Below are 15,721 nucleotides of genomic sequence, written 5' to 3' on the forward strand. Positions count from 1 at the left end.
TCTCCGTCCCGATGCAAGCGCTTTCGTCCAGACCGCCCCAGGATTACGTCGGCCGCTTCGCGCCCAGCCCTACCGGACCGCTGCACCAGGGCTCGCTGGTCGCCGCGCTGGCGAGCTACCTCGACGCCCGCGCCCATGGCGGGCGCTGGCTGGTCCGCATCGAAGACCTGGACGCGCCGCGGGTGGTAGACGGCGCGGACCGCGTCATACTGGGCCAGTTGCAGGCCCTCGGCCTGGCGTGGGACGGCGAGGTGCTGCGCCAGTCCTCGCGCCATCACGCCTATCGCGAGGCCTTCGACCGGTTGCGCCGGCAAGGCGCGGTTTACGCCTGCGGCTGCACCCGCAAGGAGATTGCCGACTCCATCCTCCATGCGCGCGGCTATCTGCCCGCGGGCGAATTGCCCTACCCCGGCACCTGCCGCGACGGACTGCATGGCCGGCCTGCGCGCGCCTGGCGCCTGCGGGTGCCGCAAGGCCGGGTGCGCGTCGTCGACCGCTGGATGGGCCCGGTCGAGCAGGACGTCGCCGCGGAGGTCGGGGATTTCGTGCTGTTCCGCGCCGACGGCATGTGGGCGTACCAGCTCGCCGTGGTGGTGGACGATGCGGCGCAGGGCGTCACCGATGTCGTGCGCGGGGAAGACCTGCTCGGCTCGACGCCCAGGCAGAAAATCCTGCAGGACATGCTGGAGTTGCCCGCTCCCCGGTGGATGCACGTGCCGGTGGTAGTCAATGCCGAAGGTCAGAAACTATCGAAGCAGACCGGCGCCGCCGCGATCGATGTGCGGCAACCCCTGGCCGCGCTGGAAGCGGCATGGCGCCACCTGCAATTCGAACCGCTGCAAGCCGGCGAGGTGTCGGCGTTTCTTGCCGAGGCGGTCCGCCGCTGGGCGCGGCGGTGGCGCATCGGAACCGGTTGAGGCGCCGCGGCGCGGCCTTGGCTAGGACGCCGTGCCGTCCTTCTTGCCGCCGCCCAGCAAGACCGCCAGGGGACGCTTGGCGGCCGGGCGGGACGGCGCGGATGACGCTTCGGGGCCGGCGGGCTCGGTATTGGCCGCGGGCACATAGGGACGATAGAAGAAATCGTCGACCGGCGCGGCGGGCGCCTGGTAGCGATGGCGCTCGCTCCGGCCGCCCGTCCCGCGCGAGGGACGCTCCCTGCGCGCGGACGACGCCAGCAGCGAAGATGGCAGGTCCAGTTGTCCGCGCGGGATCTGGCGCTTGATGAGCTTCTCGACGTCCAGCAGGAATCGCTCTTCCTCGGGCGTGAACAGCGCGATCGCCTCGCCTGTCGCGCCGGCGCGGCCCGTACGGCCGATACGGTGCACGTAGTCTTCGGCGTTGTAGGGCAGGTCGTAGTTGATGACGCAAGGCACGCCGGCCACGTCCAGGCCACGCGCCGCGACGTCGGTCGCCACCAGCACTTCCAGTTCGCCGGCCTTGAAAGCCTCCAGTGCCTTCATGCGGTCGGCCTGGGTCTTGTCGCCATGGATGGACTCGGCGCGCACGCCGTCGCGCTCCAGTTCGCGGGCCAGGCGGGCGGTGCCGATCTTCGTGTTGGAAAACACGATGACCTGCTTGAGGCCGCGCGACTTGACCAGGTGCACGACGGCGGCGCGCTTGGCGTCGCTGCCGAGCTTGTAGGCGATCTGGCTGACGGTGTCGGCCGTCGCGTTGCGTGCCGCGACCTCGATCTCGACCGGCTGCGTCAGGTAGGAGCGCGCCAGCTTGCGGATCTCGTTGCTGAAAGTGGCCGAGAACAGCAGGGTCTGGCGCTGCTGGGGCAACAGCCGGATGATGCGCTCGAGGTCGGGCAGGAAGCCCATGTCGAGCATGCGGTCGGCCTCGTCGAGCACCAGCATGGCGACCTGGCCGAGGTTGATGGTCTTCTGCTCGACGTGGTCGAGCAGCCGGCCCGGCGTGGCGATGAGCACCTCGCAGCCGCGCCGCACCTCTTCCTTCTGGGGACCGATGTCGACCCCGCCGAAGACCACGGCCGCGCGCAGGGGCGTGAACTGGCTGTAGCGCTTGACGTTGTCGGCCACCTGGTCGGCCAGCTCGCGCGTGGGCGTGAGGATCAGCGCCCGCACCGGATGCCGTGCCGGCGACGCGCTGTGGTTGGCCAAGGGCATGAGCCGATGGAGGATGGGGAGAGTGAAAGCCGCGGTCTTTCCGGTTCCGGTTTGCGCTGCGCCCATTACGTCGCGGCCGTTCGTGACGACCGGTATCGCTTGCGCCTGGATAGGCGTCGGAATGGTGTACCCGGTGGCGACGACCGCCTTGAGTATGTCCGGGTGCAGGCCGAAATCGGCAAAAGAACTGGGCCCTGATGCCGCTGTATCTGTCATGGTGGGCGGACCACCAATGCCGCAACACGATGATGCGTATCAATAGTCCAGAAAAATCAAAGACTTAGATTTTACCCCAAAAGTCCACCCGGCCACCAGGCGAAAAACCGGCCCCACGCCACGCCGGACGCCGGCTCGGCCATGCTGTAATGGCGCCATCGCCATCCCGCTTTGCCGCGCCATGCGCCTGTCCGTCATCATCATTACCCGCAACGAGGCCCGTAATCTGGCCGAGTGCCTGGAATCGGTCCGCTTCGCCGACGAGCTCGTGGTTCTCGACTCGGGAAGCACCGACGAAACGGTGGAGATCGCGCGCCGCCACGGCGCGCGCGTCGAGGTCGCGCCGGATTGGCCGGGCTTCGGCCCGCAGAAGAACCGGGCGCTCGACATGGCCACCGGCGACTGGGTGCTGTCGCTCGACGCCGACGAGCGGGTCACGCCCGAACTGGCCGCGGCCATCGCCCAAACGCTGCGCGACCCGGCATACGATGCCTACGACATGCCGCGGCTGTCCAGCTTCTGCGGCCGGTTCATCCGGCACAGCGGCTGGTGGCCGGACCGCGTGCTGCGCCTGTTCCGGCGCGGCACCGCCCGCTTCAGCGACGACCGGGTGCACGAAAAGGTGGTTCCGGCCGGCAGCGTCGGGCACCTCGAACCGCATCTGCTGCACTACACGTATCCCGACCTGGACAGCGCGATCGCGAAAATGAACCGCTATTCGACCGACAGCGCGCAAGCGATGCACGCGCGCGGCCGGCGAGCCTCGATCGGGACGGCGATCGGCCACGGCGCATGGACCTTCGTGCGGCTGTATCTTTTCAAGCGCGGGTTCCTGGACGGCCGCCACGGATTCCTGCTGGCGGTCACGGCCGCCGCGGGCAGCTTTTACCGGTACGCCAAACTCAGCCTGCAATGAGCAGGAGCGCCGAGCCGTACGCTTTTTTCCCACGTCCCCATGCGCAAGATCATCCATTGCGACTGCGACTGCTTCTACGCGTCGATCGAGATGCGCGACGACCCCAGCCTGCGGGGGCGCCCGCTGGCGGTGGGCGGCCGGCCGGAAACGCGCGGCGTGGTGGCTACCTGCAATTACGAGGCGCGCAAATACGGCGTCCACTCGGCGATGTCGTCGGCACGGGCGTTGCGGCTGTGTCCGGACCTGCTCATCATCCCGCCCGCCATGGACAAGTACCGGACCGCGTCGGCCCAAATCATGGCGATCTATCGCGACTACACCGAACTGGTGGAACCGTTGTCGCTGGACGAGGCCTATCTCGACGTCAGCGGCACTGACCGGCTGCAAGGCAGCGCCACGCTGATTGCGAACGAAATCCGCCGCCGCGTGGCGCAAACCGTCGGCATTACCGTCTCGGCGGGCGTCGCCCCCAATAAATTCGTCGCGAAGATCGCGAGCGACTGGAACAAGCCCGATGGCCTGTTCGTCGTGCCGCCCCGGGACGTCGACGCCTTCGTGGCGGCGCTGCCCGTATCCAAGCTCCACGGCGTCGGCAAGGTGACCGGCGCGCGCCTGAAGGCACTGGGCGTCGATACCTGCGCCGACTTGCGCACGTGGGAACTGGAGCGGCTGCGCGAGCACTTCGGGGTGTTCGGCGAACGCCTGCACGACCTGTGCCGGGGCATCGACCACCGCGAGGTCTCCCCCACCCGCGAGCGCAAGTCGGTAAGCGTCGAACAGACCTTCGCCACCGACCTGCCTACGCTGGACGCATGCCAGGAATTGCTGCGCGGCATGCTGGACCAGCTCGATGCGCGCGTGCGCCGGGCCGACGCCCAGAACCACATCCAGAAACTGTTCGTGAAACTACGGTTCTCGGACTTCAACCGCACTACCGCGGAAGGCGTCGGCGCGGCCCTGGACGAGGAGCAATACCGCATCCTGCTGACCACGGCCTTCCGCCGCAACCCGCGGGCAGTGCGGCTGATGGGACTGGGCGTGCGGCTGGGCGCCGCCGACGGGCAGCTGGCGCTCTTCGGCGATCAGCCCGCCGCTTCGGAACGCGACACTGTATAACCGGCATCCTCGATCAGGCGGGCGACGCGGGCCGCATCGTCGGCGTGTTCGATCCGGACCCGGCCCGCATGGAGATCGACCTCCACGCGGGCTTCGGGATAAACGGACCGGACGGCCTGCGTGACGGCCTTGACGCAGTGGCTGCAGCTCATGCCTTGTACCTGGAATTGCAACATAGCGGGACTCCTCATCTCATGTGACGTAGCCGCAGTATCGGCCTTGTCATGATGGGAAGGTCAAGAGGCAGGAGCGGCGGGAGCCCCATGACCTGTCAGCGCTAGCCAGCGAGCCGCGCCCTGCCCCGCCCAGCGCCCGCTCGCCAGGCAGGCCGTCAGCAGGTAGCCGCCGGTGGGAGCCTCCCAATCCAGCATCTCTCCGGCGCAAAACACGCCGGGCAGCCTGGCCAGCATGGCGTGCGCATCCAGTCCGGCAAAAGAGATGCCGCCCGCGCTGCTGATGGCCTCTTCGATCGGACGAGGGGCGCGCAACGTGAGCGGCAATGACTTGATCCACCGCGCAAGCCGCGCGGGGTCATGGAAATCGGCCGCGGGGACGGCCTCGCGCAGCAATCCGGCCTTGACGCCATCCACCCGCACCCGCGCGCGCAAATGGTTGGCAAGGGACTTGCTGCCGCGTGGCCAGGCCAGTTCCTCCGCCACCCGTTCAAGGCTGAGGCCCGGGGTCAGGTCCAGCAAAACCGTCACGCCGCCGTCCCGCGCGATGGCGTCTCGCAAGCGTGCCGAGGCCGCATAGATCAGGCTGCCCTCGACGCCATAGTCCGACACCACGAACTCGCCGCTGCGGCGCCATGCGTCGCGCCCGTCTCCCAGGGCCATGGTCACGGCGCGCACCGGGTGGCCGGCATGGCGGCCCCGGAAGTGCTCGCTCCAGCCGATCTCGAAGCCGCAATTGGCCGGCGCCAACGGAACGATGTCCACCCCGCGCGCGGCGAGCAGCGGCACCCAGGCGGCGTCCGAACCCAGCCGGGGCCAGCTCGCGCCGCCCAAGGCCAGCACCGTGGCGCCGTGGCGCCGCGCCACGGCGCCGGACGGCGTATCAAAAACAAGGGCGCCATCGTCCTTCCAGCCTCGCCAGCGGTGGCGCATGTGCAGGCGCACGCCCTGCCCCCGCAAGCGGTGCAGCCACGCGCGCAGCAGCGGCGCGGCTTTCATTTCCTTGGGAAACACGCGGCCCGAAGAGCCGACGAAGGTCTCGATACCCAGGCCGGCGGCCCAGTCGCGCACGGCGCCGGCTCCGAAAGACGCCAGCATGGGGGCGAGCGCATCGGCGCGGTCGCCGTAGCGCGACAGGAACCGTTCGGGAGGTTCGGAATGGGTGATGTTCAACCCGCCTATGCCGGCCAGCAGGAATTTGCGTCCGGCCGACGGCATCGCGTCATAGACGTCGACCGCGATGCCGGCCTCAGCAAGCGCCTCGGCCGCCATCAGGCCCGCGGGCCCGGCGCCGACCACGGCGGCGGAATGCGCCGCCGTCAGTTGTGCCACAAGTTGGCGACCTTGCCCATGGCCTGCATCTTCTCGGGCGAATAATTCAGCAGCCGCGACAACTCCATGGCGGTGTTGCGCACCCGGCCCACCAGATCGTCGATGCGGTCCGGTTCGAAGCGCGACGAGGGAATGGTGGCGCCGAGCGCGGCGACGATGCGGCCGGTGCCGTCGCGCACCGGTGCGGCAACGGTCGATACCCGCGCTTCGAAGAACGCTTCCTGCAGCACGTAGCCGCGTTCGCGGTCCTTCTGCACCATCTCGTAGAGTTCGAGCACCGTATGGGGCGTGCTGGACGAATAGCTTTCCAGGTGTTCTTCGGGAAACAGCTCGCGCAACTCATCCAGGCTCAGGTCCTCGAGCAGGACCCGGCCGAGCACCGTCGCATGCGCGGGCAGCCGGGTGCCGACGTGAACCGAGCTGGTGAAAGGCGTAGGCGCCGAAGACTTGGCGACATAGACGATGGAGCGGCCATCGCGCACGACGAGATTGCACGAGAAACCGATTTCCCCGCGCAGGCGCTCCAGCAGCGGCGCGCCCAGCTCCGTGAGCTCGAGCGAGGCGAGGTACTCGAACCCCAGCCGCAGCACCGCCAGGCCCAGGCGGTAGTCGTGCCCGCCCTCGGCCCGCTGCACGAAACCCATGGACTCCAGGGTCATCAGCAGGCGGAACACGGTCGAGCGGGGCAGGTTCAGCCGGCGCGCCAGCTCGGGCGCCGACAGCTTCCGGTCGCGATGGTTGAATTGACCCAGCAACAGCAGCCCGCGCTCCAGCGCGGGGACTAGATACTTGTCCTGGGCGGCTTCCGAAACGTTCCCTTTGCTCATGTGTGACCGACTATCCACTCGTAGCTTGCGGGACGGAATGATACCGGCCCGGAAGTGCGATGCCGGTCACACCGCCGCCCTTCTTTCAATTCATCACGAATCCGCCGTTGACCGGCAGCAGCTGGCCTGTCACGAACCTGGCCAGGTCGGACAAGGCGAAGATCACCGAACCGCTCACGTCGTCGGGTACCTGCTCGCGGCTGATCGCACGCTGGTCGTGGTAGAGCCTGTGCCGCGCCTCGGGCACGTATTCGGTCGCCTCGACCAGGGTCAGCCCCGGCGCGATGGCATTGACGGTGATGTTGTCGGCGCCGAACTCGCGCGCCAGCGAACGCGTCATCGAGACGACCGCCCCCTTGCTTGCCACATAGGCCAGCAGGTTGGGCGCACCCCACATCGCCGTATCCGAGGCGAGATTGACGATCGCCCCCCGGCCGGAGGCCTTGAGCGCCTCGTGGCACGCCACCGACATGAGCCAGGTGCCCCGCACGTTGACCTGCATGACCCGATCCCAGACTTCGACGTCCAGCTGGTGCGCGCTGCGTCCGCCCGAGTTGGTGATCGCGGCGTTGTTGACCAGACCGTCCAGCCCTCCCAGCGCCTGGACGGCCTCGCCGGCGCACCGCTCGACGGAACCCGGATCGGCCAGGTCGACCTCGATGCCGTGCACCGGAAAACCGCGGGCCTGCAAGGTCTCGACCGACTGGCGCAGCGTGTCGGCCAGGATGTCGGCCATTGCCACCTTCGCGCCGGCCTGGCTCAGCGCCACCGCGAACTCGTAGCCCAGCCCGCGCGCCGCTCCCGTCACCAGGATGCGGCGGCCCTGCAGGAGATTACCGATATTGCTTGAATCCAACGTTGCTCCCATGAACCGCGCTCAGACCGTGGTGGTCGCCGCACGCGGCAGATAATGAAGGACGCGCTTCTCCGCCCAGACGACGCCCGCATAGGCGACGATACCGATCAGCGTGAGCACGGCGATGGTGACGAATACGGCAGCGGTGTTGCCCTGCCCTTCGCCGTCGACCAGCAGAAAGCCCAGGCCCAGGTTGCCGCCCACCAGCTCGCCCACGGTCACGCCGATGACGGCCAGGGTGGAGGCGATGCGCAGGCCCGAGAACAGCGCCGGCAGCGCCGACGGGAACTCGACCAGGCGGAAGATCTGCCAGCGGCTGGCGTTGAGCGTGCGGACCAGGTTGACCATGTCGGGATCCACGGTGCGCACGGCCGACAGCACATTGATCATGACCGGGAAGAACACGATCAGGATCGCCACCAGGATCTTCGGATAGATGGTATAGCCCAGCCACATGACGAACAGCGGCGCGAACGCCACCTTGGGCGCGATCTGCAGCGCCAGGATGTACGGCGACAGGATCGATTCCGTGGTGGGCGACAGGCCCAGCACCACGCCCACCACCAGGCCCAGCAGCGCGCCCAGGATGAAGCCGACGATCACCTCGAACGCGGTGATGCCGCTGTGCATGAGCAGCTCGCTGTTCTGCCACATGTGGCCGAACTCCTGGACCACGCGGCTGAAGCGGGGCAGGATGAATTCCGGCATGTTCAGCAGTCCCGGCCCCCACTCCCAGGCGGCCAGGAACACGAGCAGGACCAGCAGGCTGCCGCTCGCCGTGGCGACCTTGCCCGCGAAGAACGGGCGGGCGGCCGGCTTGGCGGTGCGCGCCACCGCGGGCGCGCCTTCATTGGATACGGATACGGACATTACCGCTCAACTCCGACGAACTGGTTCGTATAAAGATCGGTCAAGGGCGCGGCCTTGGACACGATGCCTTCCGAAACGTAGAACTTCTGCACCTCGGCCAGGCGGGCGGTGTCCATCTGGCCCAACACCTTCTGGTCGGCGTACACGTACTTGTTGTACAGGCGCAGGATGCGCTCGAGCTTCTCTTCCTTGCCCTTGAAGGCCGGCGCGGCCTGGGCGTAAGTGGCGGCGGCGCTCTTGGGATCCTTCATCACGTCCTGCATGCCGCGCAGGGTCGCGCGCACGAGGCGCTTGATCAGGTCCGGATTCTTCTTGATCGTCTCGTCCGAGGCGATGATGGCCTGCGCCATGCTGTTGAAGGGTTTGTCGATCTTCAGGTACTCGGCATTGCCGTTGGTGGCCTCGTCCGCATCGACCAGCCAGTCGGGCGTGGCGGCCATGCCGTCGGCCTTGCCGGCGGCGAACAATTGCCACACGCCCGCGGGCCCGGCGGCCTGGATCGACACGTCGCTCTTGCTCAGGTTGTATTTCTTGAGCGTGCCCAGCAGCGCGTAGTAGGTCGTGTCGCTGTAGGAGATCACGGTCACGGTCTTGCCCTTGAGGTCGGCGACCGACTTGATCGGGCCGTCCTTCTTGACCGCCAGCGACGACAGCGAACCCGCGCCCAGGACGGCGACGGCCTTCACGGGCACGCCATTGGCGCGGACGATGATGGGCGTGTCGCCGATGGCGCCGCCGATTACCGCATTGCCGGCGCCGATCTGCTTGGCGACGTCGACCCCGCCCTTGCCGAGCACGAAGTTGACCTTGATGTTCTCATCGGCGTAGTAGCCGCGCTGCTGCGCGATCATCCACGGGGCGAAGGCCGGCAGCGTGGGCGGCGCGGGCAGCAGGTAGTTCACTTCCTCCGGCGCGGCTTGGGCGGCAAGCGGCGAGGCGACAGCCACGGCAACGGTGGCCAGTTTGAAGCTGAAGGAGACCAGAGCTTTTTTCATAGGGCTTCCTGTATGAATGGCGCCCACGGGCGCAACGTGCGTGTTGGGAGAGACGAACGGATTCAGTGCAGCTCGGCGGTTTCCTTGCCGACCTTCAGCAGTTCCATCAAACGGCCCTGCAGCGGGCCGATTTCCGGCAGCTTGCGCCGTTCCAGCGGGTTGTCGCGCATGGGCAGGTCCACGACGATTTCCTCGATGATGGTGCCGGGACGCTCGCTCATGACCAGCAGCCGGTCGGACAGCGCGATGGCCTCCACCAGGTCGTGGGTGATGAAAAGCGCCGTCTTGCGTTTTTCGTACACCATCTTGGCGAGGTCTTGCTGCAGCACCATCTTGGTCTGCGCATCGAGCGCGGAAAAAGGCTCGTCCAACAACAGCACCTGCGGATCGACGGCCAGCGTGCGGGCCAGCGCCGCGCGCTGGCGCATGCCGCCGGACAGCTGGTAGGGATAGTGTTCCTCGAACCCCTTGAGATGGCACTTGGCCAGGAGCTCGTCGGCCACGCTCTTGCGTTCCCGCGGCGCCACGCCTTCGATCTCCAGTCCCAGCTCGACGTTGGCGCGTATGGTGCGCCAGGGCATGAGCAGGTCCTTCTGCAACATGAACGCGACCTTGCGCACGGGCTTGGTCACGCGCTCTCCGCCTACGTAGACTTCGCCCTCGCTGGGCAGGTAGAGGCCCGCGCCCATGTTCAGCAACGTGCTCTTGCCGCAGCCGGACGGGCCGATGATGGAGACGACCTCGCCGCTGCGGATGGTCAGGTTGACGTCGGTGACCGCCGCGCGGGGCTGCCCCGTCTGGCGGTCCAGGAAGCGCTTGCCGACCTTGCGGAACTCGATTTCATTCATGTTGCGGGGCCTGTATAAACCGAAGCATCTATTCAACAACGACCACGGCGGAGAAATTCCGCTCGTCCCGGATGGATTGCGAAGCGGCCTGGGCGCTGCGATAGTGTGCGTCGATCGCTCCGGGTACCTCGTTTGCCGTCTTAAATACGAAACCTCATCTCATCTACGAAACAGTGGCAAAAATATAGCGCCTCGATTTTGGGGGCGCGACTGGGGTAAACCACTACCAAAGCCAAGCAAACGGCGGGCCAGCACGGAAGGGCCCAAAGGCAGCCCGGGCGGGCCTCTCATTGGTGCAAAACGCTGCCCGCCCCGGTGCGACCGTGCCATGAACGCACCATAAAGGTGCGGACAGTCAGCGAATGAGTTCTAGGAATTCGGCGCGAGTGGAAGGATTCTCGCGGAACGCGCCCAGCATGACGGAGCTGACCATCGAGGAATTCTGCTTCTCGACGCCGCGCATCATCATGCACATATGCTGCGCCTCGATGACCACGGCGACGCCGAGCGCATCGGTCACCTGCTGCACGGCCTCGGCGATCTGAAGACAGAGATTCTCCTGGATCTGCAGGCGGCGGGCGTACATGTCGACGATGCGCGCCACCTTGGACAGGCCGAGCACCCTGCCGTTGGGCAGGTAGGCGACGTGGGCCTTGCCGATGAAAGGCAACAGGTGGTGTTCGCATAGCGAGTACAGCTCGATGTTCTTGACCAGCACCATTTCATTGGTGTCGGACGAGAACAGCGCGCCGTTGACGATCTCGTCGAGATTCTGGGAATAGCCCTGGCACAGGTATTTCATGGCCTTCGCGGCGCGCTTGGGGGTGTCGCGCAGGCCCTCGCGATGCGGATCCTCGCCGAGCTTTTCGAGTATGGAGGTGTAATGCTGTTCGAGCGACATGGAGGCTCCTGTGGGTATCCTGGGAACGCGGCACGAGGCCAGCCGGATGCGGCACGGCCGCCGGCATGGAAGGCGTGAGGATACTCCATCGCCCCCGGCCGGGCCGGAAAAGCCCTACCCCGCTCCCCAGTGCCTCGCGGGACGCTTCAGCAGTATTCGGCCGGCAGGCGCTCGACCTCGGCCGTCTCACCGGTCAGGCGGGCGATGCGCCCCGCCGCCTCGGCCGGCGCGCCGCTGGTCAGGAACCGCACGCTCCCCTCGCCCGCCGCCCGGGCCAGCCCGTGGACCAGCAATTGCCGCTGCAATTGGCGGGCGAACGGCACCCCCGTTTCCAATACTGCGACGTCCGGCCCCACGTGCCGCCGTATGGGGTCGATCAGGAAGGGGAAATGGGTGCAGCCCAGGACCAGCACGTCGGCGCCTTTGGCAACCAGCTCGGCCAGCGGCTCGGCCACCAGATGGTCCCGTTCCGGGGTCCAGCCCTCCTCGGCCAGCGCCACCCACCCCGGGCAGGGCTTGAGCAGCACTTCCACACCCGGCGCCTCACGCCGTACCAGGGCGTGGAAACGTTCGCTGAGCAGCGTGCCGGTAGTCGCCAGCACGCCTATCACGCCGGACTGGGTCAGCCTGGCCGCCGGCTTGACCGCGGGTTCGATGCCGACGATGGGCAGTCCCGGATAGCGGTCGCGCAGCGCCTCGACCGCGACGGCCGTCGCCGTGTTGCATGGAATGGCCACGGCCTTGGCTCCGCGCGACAGGAAGAACTCGGCCAGGCGCAGGGCGCGTGCCACGATGTAGGCGGGGGTTTTCTCTCCGTACGGCAAATGGCCGCTATCGGCCACGTACAGGAGGTCTTCACGCGGCAAGATCTGCCGGATGGCGTTCAGCACGCTGATGCCGCCGACGCCGGAGTCGAATATGCCTAAGGGGCCGTCGTGTGCGGCGGAGGTCATGGATGCGGGTCAGGAAGCCAGTTTCAGTCCTATGATACCCGCCACGATCAACCCGAGGCTGACCAGCCGAGCCGGGGTGGCGGCCTCGCCGAACAGCAGGATGCCCAGCGCGGCCGTTCCCACGGCGCCCACGCCCACCCATATGGCATAGGCGGTGCCCACGGGCAGCGTACGCATCGCCACGCCCAGCAGCGCCATGCTGACGACCATGGCGGCGACGGTGCCCACGGAGGGCCACAGCCGGGTGAAGCCTTCGGTGTACTTCAAGCCGATCGCCCAGCCGATTTCCATCAGTCCGGCAATGATCAATATGGTCCAAGCCATGTTCGTGCTTCCTGGTTGCGGGAACGCCGCCGCCCGCCATTCCCGGCAGGATTGCCGTCTTGCTGCGTCCCTATTTTATCGTCTGGAAAGGCACTCAGCCCCCGCTCCGTCCCCATTTGAAGATTGCACTAAATAAGTGCATAAAGTCGTCAATTATCGGCATGATGACGGAAAAACGCGTTTACAATGCCGCGTTTTTTCGGTGCAACGCACCGGATCAGAGCAACGCCGCACGCAAAAGGTGCAGCCCTCGACGCCGCTCGCAGCCCCTCGCGGCAGGACGACCCCAAGCGCCCGGACATTCAACGGAGCCGATATTGAAACACGCCAGCCTAGACAGCTTTCTTGCGCAGGTTGCCCTGCGCGACCCTCATCAGCCGGAGTTCCTGCAGGCCGTCAAGGAAGTCATGACGAGCCTCTGGCCCTTCCTGCAAAAGCACCCGCGCTACGCCGAGCACGGCCTGCTCGAACGGCTGGTGGAATCCGAGCGAGTCATCCAGTTCCGCGTATGCTGGGTCGATGACCGCGGCCAGACCCAGGTCAATCGCGGATTCCGCATCCAGCACAACTCCGCCATCGGGCCCTACAAGGGCGGCATGCGGCTGCATCCTTCGGTCAACCTGTCCATCCTGCGCTTCCTGGCGTTCGAACAGACCTTCAAGAATTCACTCACCACCCTGCCGATGGGCGGCGGCAAGGGCGGCGCGGACTTCGATCCCAAGGGCAAGAGCGACGGCGAGGTCATGCGCTTCTGCCAGGCCTTGATGCTCGAACTCTACCGCCATCTCGGCCCCGACACGGACGTGCCGGCGGGCGACATCGGCGTGGGTGCGCGCGAGGTCGGCTTCATGGCCGGCATGATGAAGAAGCTGTCCAACAGCGCGGCCGCGGTGTTCACGGGCAAGGGACTGGCCTTCGGCGGCAGCCTGATGCGTCCGGAAGCCACGGGCTACGGCACCATCTATTTCGCCGAACAGATGCTGCATCGCAAGAGCCAGAGCTTCGACGGCAAGACCGTCTCGATCTCCGGCTCGGGCAACGTCGCGCAGTACGCCGCCGAGAAGGCCATGGACCTCGGCGCCAAGGTCGTGACCCTGTCGGATTCGGACGGAACGCTGCACGTGCCGGGCGGCATCGGCATCGACATGCTCAAGGAGATCATGGATCTCAAGAACGTCCAGCGCGGCCGCCTCTCGGAATTCGCGGCGCGCAACAAGCTGGCGTTCGAGGCGGGCAAGCGGCCCTGGCACATTCCCGTCGACATCGCCCTGCCCTGCGCCACGCAGAACGAGCTGGACGGCAACGACGCCGAAACGCTGGTGCGCAACGGCGTACTGTGCGTGGCCGAAGGCGCGAACATGCCGTCCACCCTCGAGGCGGTGGACGTCTTCGTCCGGGCCGGCACGCTCTACGCGCCGGGCAAGGCCAGCAACGCCGGCGGCGTGGCGGTGTCGGGACTCGAAATGGCGCAGAATTCGCAACGCCTGTCGTGGCACCACGCCGAAGTCGACGAACGCCTGCGCGCCATCATGAAGGACATCCACGAGAACTGCGTGCGGCACGGCACCCGGCCCGACGGCAGCATCAACTACGTCGACGGCGCCAACATCGCCGGCTTCGTGAAGGTGGCCGACGCCATGCTGGCGCAAGGCATTTATTAGGGAAGCCCACCCCACGCGGCCTGTGGCCGCGCCCCTCAAGGGGCGGCGCTGGACGGAGAGACCACCCCTCGCGGCTTGCGCCGCGCCCCTCAAGGGGCGGCGCTGGAAGGAGAGACCACCCCTCGCGGCTTGCGCCGCGCCCCTCAAGGGGCGGCGCTGGCGGACCGGCAAAGCCGGATCCGCGGCGCCCTGGGTATAGTACGAGTTTCTTAAATTGCTACACCGTGGCTACCGCTGGCAGCCAGCGAAGCACAAGCGCCCCACCCCAAGATAACGGTACTAGATCCAGGATGCGGTGGATCCGGCTCCGCCGGTCCACTCGCATCGCCCCCTTGAGGGGGACGCGCGAAGCGCGGAGGGGGTGGGCCTTCCCTGCGCGAAGCGCGGAGGGGGTGGGCCTCCCCTGCGCGAAGCGCGGAGGGAGTGGGCCTCCCCTGCGTCAGCGCATAGGGGGGGGCGGCTCTCTCAGCCACTCGCGCCAGATGGCTACGAGCAGCGCCATCAGCACCGGGCCGACGAACAGGCCCACCAGGCCCATGGTCTGCACGCCGCCGACCAAGCCGACGAAGGTCGGCAGGAACGGCAGCTTGACCGGTCCGCCGACGAGCCGCGGACGCAAGGTCTTGTCGACGACGAAGAGTTCGAAGGTGCCCCAGGCGAACAGGCCGATGCCGGCCACGAGCTTGCCCGATCCGATCAGGTACAGCGACACCATGGTGAAGGCCAGCGGGGCGCCGCCCGGCACCAGCGCCATGAAACCCGTGATCAAGCCCAGCAGCGCGGGCGACGGCACGCCCGCTATCCAATAGGCCACGCCGAGCACCACGGCTTCGCCGATGGCGATCAGGCCCATGCCGGTGACAGTGGCGCTGATGGTGGCCGGCACCACGCGCGAGAGCCGGGTCCAGCGCACCGGCAGCACCCGCTCGCCCACCGTGTCGAGCTGGGCCACGATGCTCTCGCCGTCCTTGTAGACGAAGAACAGGATGATCAACATGAACACCACCGTCAACGCGAGGTGAAAGACGTTGCCGGTGGTGGACAGCACGACCCGGTAGATATTGCCCAGGTGTTCGCCGCTGATGAGCTGCACCCATGCGCCGAGGGCATGCGGCCGGGACAGATGTTCTTCCCAATAGCCCGCAAGGCGCTCGCCTATCAGCGGCAGGCCGCTGACCCAGTGCGGCACGGGCAGGCCTTCGCGGTTGGCCTCGAGCAGCCAGCGGATGAGGTTGCTCGCTTCCTGGATGGCGTAGGACAGGCCGAAGGCGAACGGCACGATCAGGCCGACCACGATGACCAGCAGCGCGCCGCTGGCCGCGAGCGCCGTGCGGCCGCCGCAGATGCGGACCCAGCGCCGGTACAAAGGCCAACTTGCCAGGCCGATGATCAGCGCGGCCAGGCCGGGCACGAGAAATCCGCTGAAGAAATACGCGCCGGCGAGCAGCATCAGGATCAGCAGCCAGCGGGCCACGAGGCGAGCGGAAAAGACAGGAGGCGTCATGAACGGTTGCGAGCGGAATACCGAAGAACGTCGCCGACAACTGTACCAGCTACCCAGAGGGTTGCGGGCGGGATCGCGCATCCGCATGCGACGTATCGGG

General features: G+C 67.1%; 16 protein-coding genes. 4 read left to right on the plus strand and 12 right to left on the minus strand.

Translation table 11 applies throughout. The annotated features are described in order from the left end of the window. Window positions 1-11 precede the first annotated feature (11 nt). A complete protein-coding gene (gluQRS, locus tag CDO44_RS21160) occupies window positions 12-917 on the plus strand; it encodes a tRNA glutamyl-Q(34) synthetase GluQRS (protein ID WP_087782263.1) in 906 nt (301 codons plus the stop codon). A 21-nt stretch (window positions 918-938) separates the two neighbouring features. On the opposite strand, the gene CDO44_RS21165 is transcribed toward gluQRS, so the two are convergent. After that, complete coding sequence (locus CDO44_RS21165; protein ID WP_087782264.1) at window positions 939-2,345, minus strand: DEAD/DEAH box helicase; 1,407 nt, start codon at window positions 2,343-2,345, stop codon at window positions 939-941. Between the two features lie 181 nt (window positions 2,346-2,526). Here CDO44_RS21165 and CDO44_RS21170 point away from each other — a divergent pair, with 181 nt between their 5' ends. Further along, window positions 2,527-3,261 (plus strand): glycosyltransferase family 2 protein, encoded by a 735-nt coding sequence (locus tag CDO44_RS21170; RefSeq protein WP_087782265.1) that lies wholly within the window; start codon window positions 2,527-2,529, stop codon window positions 3,259-3,261. A gap of 39 nt (window positions 3,262-3,300) precedes the next feature. Continuing rightward, window positions 3,301-4,377 carry a DNA polymerase IV gene (gene dinB / locus CDO44_RS21175; protein ID WP_087782266.1) on the plus strand — a complete coding sequence of 359 codons (1,077 nt, stop codon included), beginning with the start codon at window positions 3,301-3,303 and terminating at the stop codon, window positions 4,375-4,377. Here dinB and CDO44_RS21180 read toward each other — a convergent pair. The 10 genes from CDO44_RS21180 to sugE form a co-directional block, all read right to left on the minus strand. Then, the gene (locus CDO44_RS21180) at window positions 4,344-4,553 is read right to left on the minus strand and encodes a heavy-metal-associated domain-containing protein (RefSeq protein WP_087782267.1); all 210 of its coding nucleotides are present in this window, start codon (window positions 4,551-4,553) and stop codon (window positions 4,344-4,346) included. The genes dinB and CDO44_RS21180 overlap by 34 nt on opposite strands. 60 nt (window positions 4,554-4,613) lie before the next feature. Beyond that, complete coding sequence (locus CDO44_RS21185) at window positions 4,614-5,882, minus strand: TIGR03862 family flavoprotein (RefSeq protein WP_255407811.1); 1,269 nt, start codon at window positions 5,880-5,882, stop codon at window positions 4,614-4,616. After that, the gene (locus CDO44_RS21190) at window positions 5,870-6,709 is read right to left on the minus strand and encodes an IclR family transcriptional regulator (RefSeq protein WP_087782268.1); all 840 of its coding nucleotides are present in this window, start codon (window positions 6,707-6,709) and stop codon (window positions 5,870-5,872) included. Before CDO44_RS21190 ends, CDO44_RS21185 begins: the two co-directional genes overlap by 13 nt. A gap of 85 nt (window positions 6,710-6,794) precedes the next feature. Then, window positions 6,795-7,565: an SDR family oxidoreductase gene (locus CDO44_RS21195; RefSeq protein WP_233146297.1), complete on the minus strand. Its 771-nt coding sequence runs from the start codon at window positions 7,563-7,565 to the stop codon at window positions 6,795-6,797. Window positions 7,566-7,586: 21 nt separating this feature from the next. After that, complete coding sequence (locus tag CDO44_RS21200) at window positions 7,587-8,435, minus strand: ABC transporter permease (protein ID WP_087782270.1); 849 nt, start codon at window positions 8,433-8,435, stop codon at window positions 7,587-7,589. Next, on the minus strand, window positions 8,435-9,430 hold the full coding sequence (locus CDO44_RS21205; RefSeq protein ID WP_087782271.1) for an ABC transporter substrate-binding protein: 996 nt from the start codon (window positions 9,428-9,430) through the stop codon (window positions 8,435-8,437). The genes CDO44_RS21200 and CDO44_RS21205 overlap by 1 nt, the downstream gene beginning before the upstream one ends. Window positions 9,431-9,492: 62 nt before the next feature. Next, window positions 9,493-10,278: an ABC transporter ATP-binding protein gene (locus CDO44_RS21210; protein WP_087782272.1), complete on the minus strand. Its 786-nt coding sequence runs from the start codon at window positions 10,276-10,278 to the stop codon at window positions 9,493-9,495. A gap of 355 nt (window positions 10,279-10,633) precedes the next feature. Continuing rightward, the gene (folE, locus tag CDO44_RS21215; protein WP_087782273.1) at window positions 10,634-11,179 is read right to left on the minus strand and encodes a GTP cyclohydrolase I FolE; all 546 of its coding nucleotides are present in this window, start codon (window positions 11,177-11,179) and stop codon (window positions 10,634-10,636) included. Between the two features lie 146 nt (window positions 11,180-11,325). Continuing rightward, window positions 11,326-12,132 carry a glutamate racemase gene (gene murI / locus CDO44_RS21220; RefSeq protein WP_087782274.1) on the minus strand — a complete coding sequence of 269 codons (807 nt, stop codon included), beginning with the start codon at window positions 12,130-12,132 and terminating at the stop codon, window positions 11,326-11,328. Window positions 12,133-12,141: 9 nt separating this feature from the next. Then, entirely contained in the window at window positions 12,142-12,456 is a 315-nt protein-coding gene (sugE, locus tag CDO44_RS21225) for a quaternary ammonium compound efflux SMR transporter SugE (protein WP_087782275.1), read from the minus strand. Window positions 12,457-12,773: 317 nt separating this feature from the next. Between sugE and gdhA the strand changes: the two genes are divergently transcribed. Beyond that, the gene (gene gdhA / locus CDO44_RS21230; protein WP_198951415.1) at window positions 12,774-14,117 is read left to right on the plus strand and encodes an NADP-specific glutamate dehydrogenase; all 1,344 of its coding nucleotides are present in this window, start codon (window positions 12,774-12,776) and stop codon (window positions 14,115-14,117) included. 439 nt (window positions 14,118-14,556) lie between these two features. Here the strand turns inward: gdhA and CDO44_RS21235 are convergent, their stop codons facing one another. Further along, complete coding sequence (locus CDO44_RS21235; protein WP_087782276.1) at window positions 14,557-15,621, minus strand: AI-2E family transporter; 1,065 nt, start codon at window positions 15,619-15,621, stop codon at window positions 14,557-14,559. Between the last annotated feature and the right edge of the window lie 100 nt (window positions 15,622-15,721).

The sequence above is a fragment of the Pigmentiphaga sp. NML080357 genome (assembly GCF_002188465.1).
Classification (GTDB): domain Bacteria; phylum Pseudomonadota; class Gammaproteobacteria; order Burkholderiales; family Burkholderiaceae_B; genus Pigmentiphaga.

Coding starts and splice junctions, on each gene's coding strand:
- dinB (WP_087782266.1), top strand. CDS start 3,301: ATGCGCAAGATCATCCATTGCGACTGCGACTGCTTCTACGCGTCGATC.
- CDO44_RS21205 (WP_087782271.1), bottom strand. CDS start 9,430: ATGAAAAAAGCTCTGGTCTCCTTCAGCTTCAAACTGGCCACCGTTGCC.
- CDO44_RS21190 (WP_087782268.1), bottom strand. CDS start 6,709: ATGAGCAAAGGGAACGTTTCGGAAGCCGCCCAGGACAAGTATCTAGTC.
- CDO44_RS21210 (WP_087782272.1), bottom strand. CDS start 10,278: ATGAATGAAATCGAGTTCCGCAAGGTCGGCAAGCGCTTCCTGGACCGC.
- folE (WP_087782273.1), bottom strand. CDS start 11,179: ATGTCGCTCGAACAGCATTACACCTCCATACTCGAAAAGCTCGGCGAG.
- sugE (WP_087782275.1), bottom strand. CDS start 12,456: ATGGCTTGGACCATATTGATCATTGCCGGACTGATGGAAATCGGCTGG.
- CDO44_RS21200 (WP_087782270.1), bottom strand. CDS start 8,435: ATGTCCGTATCCGTATCCAATGAAGGCGCGCCCGCGGTGGCGCGCACC.
- CDO44_RS21235 (WP_087782276.1), bottom strand. CDS start 15,621: ATGACGCCTCCTGTCTTTTCCGCTCGCCTCGTGGCCCGCTGGCTGCTG.
- CDO44_RS21165 (WP_087782264.1), bottom strand. CDS start 2,345: ATGACAGATACAGCGGCATCAGGGCCCAGTTCTTTTGCCGATTTCGGC.
- gluQRS (WP_087782263.1), top strand. CDS start 12: ATGCAAGCGCTTTCGTCCAGACCGCCCCAGGATTACGTCGGCCGCTTC.
- CDO44_RS21180 (WP_087782267.1), bottom strand. CDS start 4,553: ATGTTGCAATTCCAGGTACAAGGCATGAGCTGCAGCCACTGCGTCAAG.
- CDO44_RS21170 (WP_087782265.1), top strand. CDS start 2,527: ATGCGCCTGTCCGTCATCATCATTACCCGCAACGAGGCCCGTAATCTG.
- murI (WP_087782274.1), bottom strand. CDS start 12,132: ATGACCTCCGCCGCACACGACGGCCCCTTAGGCATATTCGACTCCGGC.